The 14,231-nt window shown below is 73.3% G+C and carries 2 protein-coding genes; both read right to left on the bottom strand.

Translation table 11 applies throughout. The features are described 5' to 3' along the window. Positions 1 to 28 precede the first annotated feature (28 nt). Positions 29 to 13,243 carry a type I polyketide synthase gene (locus tag Sdagh_RS04830; protein ID WP_226534575.1) on the bottom strand — a complete coding sequence of 4,405 codons (13,215 nt, stop codon included), beginning with the start codon at positions 13,241 to 13,243 and terminating at the stop codon, positions 29 to 31. Between the two features lie 150 nt (positions 13,244 to 13,393). Next, the gene (locus Sdagh_RS04835) at positions 13,394 to 14,194 is read right to left on the bottom strand and encodes a shikimate dehydrogenase family protein (protein ID WP_226534577.1); all 801 of its coding nucleotides are present in this window, start codon (positions 14,192 to 14,194) and stop codon (positions 13,394 to 13,396) included. Between the last annotated feature and the right edge of the window lie 37 nt (positions 14,195 to 14,231).

Below are 14,231 nucleotides of genomic sequence, written 5' to 3' on the forward strand. Positions count from 1 at the left end.
TTGGTGTCATTGGTCACGGCGGACTCCTTCACGCGTTCGGGGCCTGGGGCAGGTCCAGTTCGGCTTCCGCGAGCCGCAGGATCTCTTCGTCGGTCGCCAGCTCCAGGTCGGAGTCGGCCGCAGCGCCGGAGCCGTGCCACTTGGCCGCCAGCTTGCGCAGCCGGTCCGCCACCTCCGCGCGGTCGTCGGGCTCCAGCAGCAGCCGGTCGAGCGAGGCGTCCAGCCGGTGCAGTTCCGCGAGGACCGCGGCGGCCGTGCCGTCCACACCCGAGTCGCCGCCCCCCTCCTCGCCGAGGCCGAGCTGCTGCTCCACGTGACGGGCGAGCGCGGTGGGGGTGGGGTAGTCGAACACCAGGGTCGCCGGCAGCCGCAGACCCGTACTGGCGCCGATGCGGTTGCGCAGGTCGACGGCGGCCAGCGAGTCGAAGCCCAGGTCCTTGAAGGCCTGGCGTCCGTCGACCGCCCCCGGCGCCGCGTGGCCCAGCGTGGCCGCCGTGTGCGCGAGCACCATGTCGAGGAGCTGCTTCGACCGTTCCGGCGCGGTGACCCGGCGCAGCCGGTCGAGGAAGGAGTCCGACGGCTCGGCGGCGGCCTGCCGTGCGGTGGGCCGGGTGCGGGGCACCAGGTCCCCGAGCACGGCGGGCGGGTTCGCGGACTGCCGGAGCGCGGTGAGGCTGAGCTTGACCGGCACCACCACGGAGGGGTCCTGAGCCGAGCCGTCCCCGCGCAGCGCGGCGTCGAAGAGCAGCAGGCCCTCCTCGTCGCTCATCGCGAGCACTTCCCGCTTGAGGTGCCCGCGCGTGCCGTCCAGGAGCGCGCCGGTCATCTCACTGGCCTGCTCCCACAGGCCCCAGGCCAGCGAGAGCCCGGGCAGCCCGAGCCGTCGGCGGTAGGCGGCCAGACCGTCGAGGAACCCGTTGCCCGCGGCGTAGTTGCCCTGGCCCGCGTTGCCCAGCGTGCCCGAGGCCGACGAGAACAGGACGAACGCCGACAGGCCCAGGTGCTCGGTGAGCAGGTGCAGGTTCCAGGCGCCGTCGACCTTCGGGCCGAAGACCCTGTCGACCCGCTCGGCGTCGAGCGAGGTGAGCACTCCGTCGTCCAGTACGGCGGCGCTGTGGATCACGGCGGTGAGCGGGTGGTCCGCCGGGATGCCCGCGAGGAGGCCGGCGACCGCCGCGCGGTCACCGATGTCGGCGGCCGCGACGGTCACGGTGGCGCCCAGGGCGGTGAGTTCGTCGCGCAGCCGCCCGGCCCCCGGTGCGTCGGAGCCGCGCCGGCTGGTGAGCAGCAGGTGCCGTACACCGTGGTGCGTGACCAGCCGCCGGGCGACCAGTGCGCCCAGCGTGCCGGTGCCTCCCGTGATCAGCACGGTGCCTTCCGCGTCCAGTCCGACCGGTCCGGTCTCCTCGGACCGCAGCCGGGTCAGCCGTGGTACAAGGACGGCACCGTCGCGCAGGGCCAGTTGCGGCTCGCCCGTGGCGACCGCGGCGGGCAGCAGCGCCCGGGACGCGGCCGTGTCGTCCACGTCGGCCAGAACCACCTGCCCGGGGTTCTCCGACTGCGCCACCCGGGCCAGTCCCCACACCGAGGCCATGGCCGGGTCGTGCCGCGCGTCGCGGGTGAGGATCACCAGCGGGGCGGTGGGCTCGGCCGCGCCCAGGTGCGCCTTGATCGCCTCCAGCGCGCGGGTGACCAGGTCCCTGGAGCGCCGGGGCAGGTCCTCGTCCGCGGCGCGGTCGTCCGTCAGGTCCAGCACGGTGTCCGGCTCCGGCTCGGCCGGCGGTCGCGCGCCGTCCACCGGGAGCGGGGTCCAGCCGGTGGTGAACAGCATGTCGGCGACGCCGGCCCCGGCGCCGACCCGGTCGGTGTCGACGGGACGGGTGACGAGCCTGCCGACCGAGGCGACCGGGGCGCCCGTCGGGTCGGTCGCCTCCACCGCGATGTCGTCGGCGCCCACCGGGTTGACCCGCACCCGCAGGGCGGTGGCACCGGTCGCGTGCAGCACGGCGTCGTTCCAGGCGAACGGCAGCCGGGCCGGTGTCTCCTCGCCGCGCCGGCTCGGCAGGAACGCGGCGGCGTGCAGGGCCGAGTCCAGCAGCGCCGGGTGGAGCAGGAAGGCGGAGAGGTCGGTGTCGTCCGGCAGCTCCACCTCGGCGAAGACCTCCTCGCCCCGCGTCCAGACGGCCCGCAGGCCCCGGAACAGCGGGCCGAACTCGTAGCCGGCCGCGCGCTGTGCGTCGTAGAAGCCGTCCACCGCGACGGGCTCGGCGCCGGCGGGCGGCCAGCTCTCCGGGCCGGCGGCGGGTGCCGGGCGGGGCTCGGTGTGAAGCTGTCCGGCGACGTGCCGGGTCCAGGCCGCGTCCACGTCGGCGTCGTCGGCGCGCGAGTGCACGGTGACCGGCCGCAGGCCGGTGTCGTCGGCCTCGCCGACGAAGACCCGCAGTTGTGTCCCGCCGGTCTCCGGGAGCGTCAGCGGCGCCTCGACCACCAGCTCCGACACCGCGGTCGCCCCCAGCTCGTCACCCGCGCGGACCACGAGTTCCAGCAGCGCGGTGCCCGGCACCAGCACCGTCCCGGAGAGGGCGTGCTCGGCCAGCCAGGGCTGGGTGCGCAGGGAGACGCGGTTGGTGAACACGGCCGCGTCCGACTCCGGAAGCCGTACGACCGCGCCGAGCAGCGGATGCCCGCTGCCGTCCAGGCCCACCGCACCGATGTCGGTGGCCGTGCCGTCCGTCTTCAGCCAGTAGTGGTGGTGTTGGAAGGGGTAGGTGGGGAGGGGGGTGTGGGGTGTGGTGGGTGGGGTGGGTGTGGTGTGCCAGGTGGGTGTGTGGTGGGTGTGGGTGTGGAGGTGGGCGAGGGCGGTGTGGAAGGTGGTGGGTTCGTGTTGGTTGCGGCGGAGGGTGGGGATGGTGGTGGTGGGGTTGGTGGTGTGTTGGGTGAGGGTTTCCTGGATGGCGGGGGTGAGGACGGGGTGGGGGCTGATTTCGATGAAGGTGTGGTGGCCGGTGTCGGCGAGGGTGGTGGTGGCGGTGTGGAAGTGGACGGTCTGGCGGAGGTTTCGGTACCAGTAGTCGGCGTTGAGGTGGGGGCCGGTGATCCAGGTGGTGTCGGTGGTGGAGTACATGGGGGTGGTGGGTGTGTGGGGGGTGATGTCGTGGAGGAGGTGGGTGAGTTCTTCGTGGAGTTGTTCGACGTGGTGGGTGTGGGAGGCGTAGTCGACGGGGATTTTGCGGGCTCGGATGTTGTGGTTGTTGAGTTGGGTGTGGAGGTGGTCGATGGTGGTGGGGTCGCCGGCGATGACGGTGGTGGTGGGGCCGTTGATGGTGGCGATGTCGATGGTGTGCTGGTGGGGGGTGGTCCAGGGGGTGAGTTCGGTGTGGGGGAGGGGGACGGACATCATGGCGCCGTGGCCGGCGAGGCGGCGGGCGATGGCTTGGCTGCGGAGGGCGATGATGCGGGCGGCGTCGTCGAGGGTGAGGGCGCCGGCGATGTGGGCGGCGGTGATTTCGCCTTGGGAGTGGCCGATGACGGCGTCGGGGTGGATGCCGTGGTGTTGCCACATGCGGGCGAGGGCGGTCATGACGGCGAAGGTGACGGGTTGGACGACGTCGACGCGGTCGAGGGTGGGGGCGTCGGGGGTTTGGCGGAGGACGTCGGTGACGGTCCAGTTCTGGTGGGGGGCGAGGGCGGTGTCGCAGGCGTTGATGGTGTGGGTGAAGACGGGGTGGGTGTCGAGGAGGGTGGCGCCCATGCCGGCCCATTGGGTGCCTTGGCCGGGGAAGACGAAGACGGTTTTGCCGGTGGTGGTGGGGGTGCCGGTGGTGAGGGCGGGGTCGGGGGTGTTGGTGGTGAGGGCGGTGAGGGCGCGGTGGAGGTCGTCGTGGTGGGTGGCGGTGATGACGGCGCGGTGGTGGTGGTGGGGTCGGTGGGTGAGTTGGTGGGCGATGTGGGTGGGGGTGTGGTGGGGGTGTTGTTCGAGGTGGTGGAGGAGGCGTCGGGCGGTGTCGGTGAGGGCTTGGGGGGTGGCGGCGGACAGGGGCCAGTCGATGACCTGTCCGGTGGTGTCGGGTTCGTCGTGGGTGGTGGTGTCGGTGGTGTCGGGGGTGGTGGGTGCTTCCTCCAGGATCACGTGCGCGTTGGTCCCACTCACACCGAAGGCCGAGATGCCGATACGCCGCGGGCGGTCCGCCTCCGGCCAGGGCACCTCCTCGGTCAGCAGCCGTACCTCGCCGGCCGACCAGTCGACATGCGGTGTCGGCGCGTCCACGTGAAGGGTCCGCGGCAGCGCACCGTGGCGCATGGCCAGCACAGACTTCACGACACCGGCCATGCCCGCGGCCGCCTGGGTGTGGCCGATGTTGGACTTGAGCGAACCCAGCCACAGCGGCTGTCCCGGCTCCCGGTCCTGCCCGTAGGTGCTGATCACCGCCTGTGCCTCGATGGGGTCGCCCAGCACGGTGCCGGTGCCGTGCGCCTCGACGGCGTCGACGTCCCTGGGCCGCAGCCCCGCGTTGGCCAGTGCCTGGCGGATGACGCGTTGCTGGGAGGGGCCGTTGGGCGCGGTGAGGCCGTTGGAGGCGCCGTCCTGGTTGGTGGCGCTTCCCCGTACGGTGGCGAGGACGGTGTGGCCGTTGCGGCGGGCGTCGGAGAGGCGTTCGAGAAGGACGAGGGCGACGCCCTCGGACCAGCCGGTGCCGTCGGCCGCGGCGGCGAACGCCTTGCACCGGCCGTCCGCGGCCAGCCCCCGCTGCCGCGAGAACTCCACGAACGTCGACGGCCGCGCCATCACCGCGACACCGCCGGCCAGGGCCAGGTCGCACTCGCCGGAGCGCAGCGACTGGGCGGCCAGGTGCAGTGCCACCAGCGACGACGAGCACGCCGTGTCCACCGTCACCGCCGGACCCTCGAACCCGAACGTGTAGGCCACCCGGCCGGACAGCACACTCGGCAGGTTGTTGTGCGACGTGTAACCGTCCACCCCCTCCCCGATCAGATCCGCGCCGATGGTGTACCCCGTGTGGAACCCACCGGCGAACACCCCCGTCCGGCTGCCGCGCAGCGCGGTGACATCGACGCCGGCCCGCTCGAAGACCTCCCAGGAACTCTCCAGGAAGACCCGGTGCTGCGGGTCCATCGCCAGCGCCTCACGCGGGGAGATCTTGAAGAACGAGGCGTCGAAGTCCCCCGCGCCGTCGAGGAAACCGCCCCTGCGGGTGTACGTCTTGCCGGGCACCCCGGGCTCGGGGTCGTAGATGGCGTCGATGTCCCAGCCGCGGTCCGTCGGGAAGTCGGACAGCGCCTCCCCGCCCGAGGCCAGCAGCTCCCACAGGTCCTCGGGGGAGGCGATGCCGCCCGGCAGCCGGCACGCCATGGAGACGATCACGACCGGGTCGTCCTCGGCCGGACCGGCACTGGCCGGGGTGATGGCCTCCTCCGCGTCGCCGGACAGCTCGTCCAGCACGAACCGGGCCAGCGCCCGCGGCGTCGGGTGGTCGAAGAGCAGGGTGGTCGGCAGCCGTAGCCCGAAGTCCTTGACCAGGGCGTTGCGCAACTGCACCGACGTCATGGAGTCGAAACCCTGGTCCGTGAACGCGGTCTCCGCGGCCACGTTCGTGGTGTCACGGTGCCCCAGCACGGCCGCCGCGTGGGTCCGCACCGCGTCGAGCACCGCGGCCTCGCGGTCCCCCTCGGACAGCTCGGCCAGCCGGCCGGCCAGGTCCGAACCGGACCGGTCACCGCCCGCCGCACCGTCCAGCTCCCGCAACGCCGCGTTCACCTCCGGCAGTTCGCTCAGCAACGGGCTGGGCCGGGCGGCGGTGAAGCCGGGGGCGAACCGGGACCAGTCGATGTCGGCGACCGACACGGTCGTCTCGTCGTGTTCCACCGCGTGCACCAGCGCCCGCAGGGCCGGCTCCGGATCCATGGCGACCACACCCAGCCGGGCGAGCCGCTCGGCGGCACCGTCCACCGCACCGAGTCCCGCTCCTGCCCAGGAGCCCCAGGCGATCGAGGTCGCCGTGCGGCCACGGGCACGCCGCTGCCGGGCCACCGCGTCGAGGAAGGCGTTCGCCGCGGCGTAGGCGCCCTGGCCGCCACCGCCCCAGACCCCGGCGTTGGACGAGATCAGCACGAAGGCGTCGAGTGTCCGGTCGCCGAGCACGTCGTCCAGGTTCCGGGCGCCGAGCACCTTGCCCGCGATGATGCGGGAGAACTCCTCCGGCGAGGTCTCGGCGATCGAACTCTGCTGGCCCGCGCCCGCCGCGTGGATGACGGCGGTCAGCGGCCGGTCGTCCGGTACGGCCTCGATCACGGCGGCCAGCGCGTCCCGGTCGGCCACGTCGCACGCGGCCACCGTCACGGCGGCACCCGACTCCTCCAGCGCGGCCACCTGTTCCCGCACGCCCTCGGCCTCCGCGCCACCACGGCTCACCAGCAGCAGGTGCTCCGCGCCGGTGGCGGCCAGCCGGCGGGCGATCTGCCCGCCGACACCGCCGGTACCGCCGGTGATCAGCACCGTCCCGCGCGGCGTCCAGGTCCGCCGTCCGGCGGGCCCGTCCGACGCCGCCCGCACCAGCCGCCGCCCGAACACACCGGAGGGACGGATCGCGACCTGGTCCTCGTCCCCCTGACCGCGCAGCACACCGGCGAGGTACCGCAGCACCCGCTCGTCCGGCTCCGCCGGCAGGTCCACCGAACCGCCCCACAGCCGCGGGTACTCCAGCCCGGCCACCAGGCCGAACCCCCAGGTGAGCGCGTCCGACGGGCCGATCCACGGACCGTCCTCCGCCTCCGCCCCGCCCATCGTCACGGACCACAGCGGCGCGGTGACACCGAGGTCCGCCAGCGCCGGTACCAGAGCGGCCAGCAGCATCAGGCCGTTGGGCACGGCCGGGAAGCCGGTGTGCGGCCGCTCGTCCAGGGAGAGGAACGACAGGACACCGCTGTACCCGGCGGACGCCACTCCCTCGGCCGCCAGCCGGTCGGCCACCGCCGTCCGGTCGTCGTCCGCGGTCTCCAGCACCACGCAGTCCGCGCCGTAGCCCCGCAGGGCGTCCAGGGTCCTGGTCACCCGGGCGTCCTCGGTGAAGCCGGCGGGAACGACCGTGAGCCACGTGCCGGAGAACCGGTCCGAGGTGACGACCCCCAGCCGGCGCCAGACGACGCGGTACCGCCACGACTCCACGGCGTGCTCGTGCCGCGTGCGCCGCCGCCAGTCGGTCAGGGCCGGCAGGGCGGACGCGACCACCTCGCGCTCCCGTTCGCCGGTGACGTCCAGCGTGCTGGTGAGCGCCTCCACGTCCGCCCGGTCCACCGCCTCCCAGAACCGCGCCTCGTACGGGTCGGCGACGGTGGCGGAGTCCGGGGTCGCGGGCTCCGGCCAGTAGTGGTGGTGTTGGAAGGGGTAGGTGGGGAGGGGGGTGTGGGGTGTGGTGGGTGGGGTGGGTGTGGTGTGCCAGGTGGGTGTGTGGTGGGTGTGGGTGTGGAGGTGGGCGAGGGCGGTGTGGAAGGTGGTGGGTTCGTGTTGGTTGCGGCGGAGGGTGGGGATGGTGGTGGTGGGGTTGGTGGTGTGTTGGGTGAGGGTTTCCTGGATGGCGGGGGTGAGGACGGGGTGGGGGCTGATTTCGATGAAGGTGTGGTGGCCGGTGTCGGCGAGGGTGGTGGTGGCGGTGTGGAAGTGGACGGTCTGGCGGAGGTTTCGGTACCAGTAGTCGGCGTTGAGGTGGGGGCCGGTGATCCAGGTGGTGTCGGTGGTGGAGTACATGGGGGTGGTGGGTGTGTGGGGGGTGATGTCGTGGAGGAGGTGGGTGAGTTCTTCGTGGAGTTGTTCGACGTGGTGGGTGTGGGAGGCGTAGTCGACGGGGATTTTGCGGGCTCGGATGTTGTGGTTGTTGAGTTGGGTGTGGAGGTGGTCGATGGTGGTGGGGTCGCCGGCGATGACGGTGGTGGTGGGGCCGTTGATGGTGGCGATGTCGATGGTGTGCTGGTGGGGGGTGGTCCAGGGGGTGAGTTCGGTGTGGGGGAGGGGGACGGACATCATGGCGCCGTGGCCGGCGAGGCGGCGGGCGATGGCTTGGCTGCGGAGGGCGATGATGCGGGCGGCGTCGTCGAGGGTGAGGGCGCCGGCGATGTGGGCGGCGGTGATTTCGCCTTGGGAGTGGCCGATGACGGCGTCGGGGTGGATGCCGTGGTGTTGCCACATGCGGGCGAGGGCGGTCATGACGGCGAAGGTGACGGGTTGGACGACGTCGACGCGGTCGAGGGTGGGGGCGTCGGGGGTTTGGCGGAGGACGTCGGTGACGGTCCAGTTCTGGTGGGGGGCGAGGGCGGTGTCGCAGGCGTTGATGGTGTGGGTGAAGACGGGGTGGGTGTCGAGGAGGGTGGCGCCCATGCCGGCCCATTGGGTGCCTTGGCCGGGGAAGACGAAGACGGTTTTGCCGGTGGTGGTGGGGGTGCCGGTGGTGAGGGCGGGGTCGGGGGTGTTGGTGGTGAGGGCGGTGAGGGCGCGGTGGAGGTCGTCGTGGTGGGTGGCGGTGATGACGGCGCGGTGGTGGTGGTGGGGTCGGTGGGTGAGTTGGTGGGCGATGTGGGTGGGGGTGTGGTGGGGGTGTTGTTCGAGGTGGTGGAGGAGGCGTCGGGCGGTGTCGGTGAGGGCTTGGGGGGTGGCGGCGGACAGGGGCCAGTCGATGACCTGTCCGGTGGTGTCGGGTTCGTCGTGGGTGGTGGTGTCGGTGGTGTCGGGGGTGGCGGGTGCTTCCTCCAGGATCACGTGCGCGTTGGTCCCACTCACACCGAAGGCGGAGACGGCGGCGCGGCGGGGGCGGGTGGTGTGGGGCCAGGGGCGGGGTTGGGTGAGGAGTTGGACGGTGCCGGTGGACCAGTCGACGTGGGGGGTGGGCCGGTCGATGTGGAGGGTGCGGGGCATGGTGCGGTGGTGGAGGGCGAGGACGGTTTTGATGATGCCGGCGACGCCTGCGGCGGCTTGGGTGTGGCCGATGTTGGATTTGAGGGAGCCGAGCCAGAGGGGGTGGTCGGGGTCGCGGTGGCGGCCGTAGGTGTTGATGAGGGCTTGGGCTTCGATGGGGTCGCCGAGGGTGGTGCCGGTGCCGTGGGCTTCGACGAGGTCGATGTCGTGGGGTTGGAGGTGTGCGTTGGCGAGGGCTTGGTTGATGACGCGTTGCTGGGAGGGGCCGTTGGGTGCGGTGAGGCCGTTGGAGGCGCCGTCCTGGTTGACGGCGGAGCCGGTGACGACGGCGAGGACGGTGTGGCCGTTGCGGCGGGCGTCGGAGAGGCGTTCGAGGAGGACGAGGGCGACGCCCTCGGACCAGCCGGTGCCGTCGGCCGCGGCGGCGAAGGCCTTGCAGCGGGCGTCCGGTGCCAGCCCCCGCTGCCGCGAGAACTCCACGAAGGACGTCGGCTGGGCCATCACCGCGACACCGCCGGCCAGGGCCAGGTCGCACTCGCCGGAGCGCAGTGACTGGGCGGCCAGGTGCAGTGCCACCAGCGACGACGAGCACGCCGTGTCCACCGTCACCGCCGGACCCTCGAACCCGAACGTGTAGGCCACCCGGCCCGAGACGACGGCGGAGGCCGTCCCGGTGCTCCGGTAGCCCTCCGTGTCGTCGTCCGAGCCCGCGAGGCTCATGCCGTACTCCTGGTTCATCACGCCGGCGAAAACCCCGGTCCTGCTGCCGTGCAGCGAGGTGACGTCGACGCTCGCACGCTCGAACAGCTCCCACGAGGTCTCCAGGAACACCCGCTGCTGGGGGTCCATCGACAGCGCCTCACGCGGGGAGATCCGGAAGAAGTCCGCGTCGAACCCGGTGGCGTCCTGGAGGAAACCGCCCTCGCGGACATAGGTCTTGCCGGACCGCTCGGGGTCGGGGTCGTACAGCCCCGCCAGGTCCCAGCCGCGGTCCGAGGGGAACGCGGTGATCCCGTCGAGGCCCTGGTCGACGAAGGTCCACAGGTCCTCGGGGGAGGCGATGCCGCCCGGCAGCCGGCACGCCATGGAGACGATCACGACCGGGTCGTCCTCGGCCGGACCGCGGCCCTCCACCGCCGCGGCAGTGGTCTCCTCGGCGCCACCGGACAGCTCGTCCAGCACGAACCGGGCCACCGCCCCAGGGGTCGGGCGGTCGAAGGCCAGAGTGGTCGGCAGCGGCAGACCCGTCACCTCCACCAGACGGTTCCGCAACTGCACGGCCTGGAGCGAGCCGAAGCCGATCTCCTTGAAGGCCCGCTGCGGGGACACGGTGCCCCGGGCCCGCCCGGCGGTCTCCGCCGCCGCGTCGCACACCGCGGTGACGAGTATGTGCAGCCGCTCGGCCTCGGGCAGCCCGGCGAGCCGCGCCCGGAACTCCTCCGCGCGCCCGGTGTCCGCCGACGCCCCCGCCGAGGTGTCGATCAGTCCGCGCAGCACCGCCGGAACGGTGTCGCCGCCGTGCAGCGTCATCGGGTCGAGCTTCAGCGAGCTGACCACCGCCTCGCCGGACATCAGCGCGGCGTCCACCACGGTCAGCAGCTCACGCAGGGCCAGGGTGCCCACACCCGACGGCAGGGTCGCCTCCGGTTCGTCGGCCCACGGTCCCAGGGACAGCGACAGCCCCGCCCGCCCCCCGGCCCGCCGCCGCAGCGCGAGCGCGTCGCAGTACGCGGCCACCGCCGCGTCCTCCGGGTCGTGGGCCGTACCCAGCGTGCCCGCGGCCGAGGGCAGCAGCACCAGGGCCGCCCCCTCGACGGTGGCGGTCACCTCGTCCAGCGCCGCCGCCTGCGCGGCCGCGAGCCGGAAGGGACCGGAGGGGACGTGCACCACACCGGCGAGCGGGCGGCGCAGGCCCGTCAGCACCTCACGCAGCGCCGCGCGATCGGTGAGATCGCAGCCGGTCACCGTCACCGTCGCCTTGAGCCCGGTCAGTTCGGCCGCGAGGCCGGCGACGGAGAGGTCGTCCTCGCCCCGGTCACCGACCAGCACCAGGTGCCGGACCCCGTGACCGGTGACGAGGTGGCGTGCCACCGCCGCACCGGCCACCGTGTCCGCGCCCGCCACCACCGCGGTACGCGCCGGACCGAACACCGTCTCCCCGCCGGAGCGCACGGCCAGCCGCTCCAGCGACGGCCGGACGACGCTGCCGGCCCGCACGGCCACCTGCGGTTCGTCCCCCGCCGCCACGGCACGCAGCAGCTCCGCGGGCAGCGTGCCACCGGAGCCGGCCGCGGCCTCCAGGTCCACGTGCACGAGCCGGTCGCCGTGTCCGGCCCGCAGCCCGCGTACCAGCCCCGCCACCGCGGCCTGCGCGGGGTGGGGCGTCTCGGCCGGACCGGTGGCGACCCCACCGCGGGTGAGGACGACCAACCGCGCCGGGGAGGGCCACTCCTGCGCCAGCCAGGCCCGGACCCGGGCGGAAACGTCCGCCACCAGACCGGCCGGCTCCGCGTCCGGCGCGCCCGCAGGCACCACCACCACATCGGCCGGCGCGGCCTCGGCGGGGGGCACTCCGTCGACCAGGTGCGTCACCTCGGCACCGGCCGACTCCAGGCCGGCGACCAGGTCCGCGCCGGCCTCACCGGCGATCACCCACCGCGGACCGGCCGGGTCCGCGCCCGCCGGTGCGCTGCTGGCGCCGGGTACGGCCGGCCCCTCCGGCGGCAGCGGCAGCCAGTCGGCCCGGAACAGGTGCTCGTAGGAACTGCTGCCGGCGGCCCGCAGCCGGGCGGGCCGGTCCAGCAGCAGGCGCCGGGTGACCTTGCCGGAACCGGTACGCGGAATGCGCGTGACCTCGTACAGTTCCTCGGGCACCTTGAAGTAGGAGAGCCGTTCGCGGCAGGCCGCGAACAGCGCGTCCGTGTCGAGCCCCTCCGGACCCGGCACCAGGAAGGCGACGGGGACCTCGCCCAGGATGTCGTGGGCCTTGCCGGCCACGGCGACGTCCGCCACGCCGGGCACTCCCCGGAGCACGTCCTCGATCTCACCCGGGTGGATGTTCTCGCCGCCCCGGATGATGAGGTCCTTGATCCGGCCGGTGACGGTGAAGTAGCCGGCCTCGTCACGGCGGGCCAGGTCACCGGTGCGGTACCAGCCGTCGCGCAGCGCCTGCGCGGTCTCCTCCGGCCGGTTGTGGTAACCGACCATCACATTGGGGCCGCTGACCCAGACCTCGCCCTCCTCGTCGGCCGACACGTCACGTCCGGTCTCCGGGTCGACGAGGCGCACGTTGAGTCCGGGCACCGGCAGGCCGCTCGACCCCTCGACCCGAGCCCCCGTGGGCCAGTTGATGGTGATCGAACCACAGGTCTCCGTGCTGCCGTAGGCGTCCAGCAGGGGGACGCCGAACGTCTCCTGGAAGGACGCGCGCAGCGACCGGGTGGTCACCGCCCCGCCGACCAGGCCGACCCGCAGGTCCGGAGCCCGCACCCCCTGCTGCTGCGCGGCCTGCACCAGGTAGTGGTACATGGTGGGCACGCCGGCGAGGAAGGTCGGCGACTCCTCGCGCAGGACGGACAGGATCTCGTCGGCCGAGTACCCGTCGGTGATCCGCGCGGTGGCGCCGACCGAGGTGACCGCCAGCACGCACGCGATGTGCGACAGGCTGTGGAACAGCGGGAGGGGCCACAGCACCCGGTCGTCGGCGGTCAGTTCGGGCACCGGCACGTAGCAGGCGGCCACCGACCACAGGCAGTTGCGCTGGGTCGAGAGCACCCCCTTGGGCTTTCCGGTGGTCCCCGACGTGTAGAGCATCCAGGCGACCTCGTCGAGGCCCAGGTCGTCCCGGGCACCGGTCTCCGGCTCCGCGCCCGCCAGGGCCTCGAAGGCCACCGTCCCGGCCGGGACCCGGCGATCGCCGGTGACGACGATCCGGGGGTACTCGGCGTCTCCCAGCACGCGCTGGAGCTGCTCGACGTGGGTGGCGTCGGTGATCACCACGCGGGCGCCGCTGTCGGAGAGGAAGAACTCCAGCTCGGCGTCGGTGCAGTGCGGATTGAGCGGGACGCCGATCACGTTCGCCCGGGTGAGGGCCAGGTAACTCTCGACCATCTCCACGCAGTTGCCCAGGTAGAGCGCCGCCCGGTCGCCCGGATGCACGCGCAACCCGGTCAGGTGTCCCGCGATGAACCGGGTCCGCAGCTCCAGTTCGGCGTAGCTGACCTGACGCCGGGCGTCGGCGAAAGCGATTTTCCCGCCGAGTCGGGCGGCGTGTTCGATCAGAGTCTCGGGCAGGGGCCGAATCAGTTCTGTGCGCAGCATCCGGTAATCACTCCTAGGCACGGCGAGAAGCGCGTGAGCGCGACTTCGAGTCTCGCGTGAATTCCGGAGTGCGGAGCCCCTATCAAACCCCCTAAGTCATCCCTGACTTGACGGCCGGACGGAGGCAATACCCCTAAGGCGGCACCGAATTCAGGGCCAGCCGAAGAATTCCCGGTAGCATGGCACCTGCTGCTCCAGCATGTGAACACCGTGGTGGACCCGCCGGCCCGCGGCGGCCGCCGCCCGCAGCAGGGCGGTCTCGTGGGGCTTCATGACGATGTCCGCCACCACCGCGTCCGCCCGGACGGCGGCCGGGTCGAAGGGCAGCGGGTCCCCCGGCCGCATCCCGAGCGGTGTGGCATTGACGACGAGGTCGGCCGCCGCCAGGTCCCCCGGGGCCTCGGCACGGACGGTCCGCGGCCACCGGGAGCCGAGCCGCGCCAGCAGCCCGGCGAGCCGGCCTTCGTCGACGTCCCGTACGCAGACCGGCCCGGCGCCCGCCATCAGCAGGGCCACCGCGACGGCGCTCCCGGCCCCGCCCGCCCCGACCAGGACCACCCGTCTGCCCCGCACGGGATGCCCGGACGCCTCCAGCCCGCGGACGAAGCCCAGCCCGTCGAAGTTGTCGGCGAGCCAGCGGCCGTCGGCACCGCGCCGCATCGCGTTGGCGGTACCGCTCAGCGCGGCGGCCGGCCCCAGCTCGTCCGCCAGGGCGCACACGGCGGCCTTGTGGGGAACCGTGACCAGCAGCCCGTCGACGTTGCCCGCCCGGACCAGGCCGCCCACGACGGCGGCGAGATGCTCCGCCGGGGCGTGCACGGGCACCACCACGGCGTCGACGCCGAGGGCGGCGAGGACCGGGTTGACCAGCTCCGGCGCCCGGACCTGGGTCACCGGGTCGCCCAGGACCGCGTACAGCCGCGTCGTGCCTGACAGAGGGGTTCCGGTCACTTCCGGCCTCCCGTCGGGCACGCGGTTGTAACAGGGG

This window comes from Streptomyces daghestanicus, from assembly GCF_020521275.1.
Classification (GTDB): Bacteria; Actinomycetota; Actinomycetes; order Streptomycetales; family Streptomycetaceae; genus Streptomyces; species Streptomyces griseoviridis.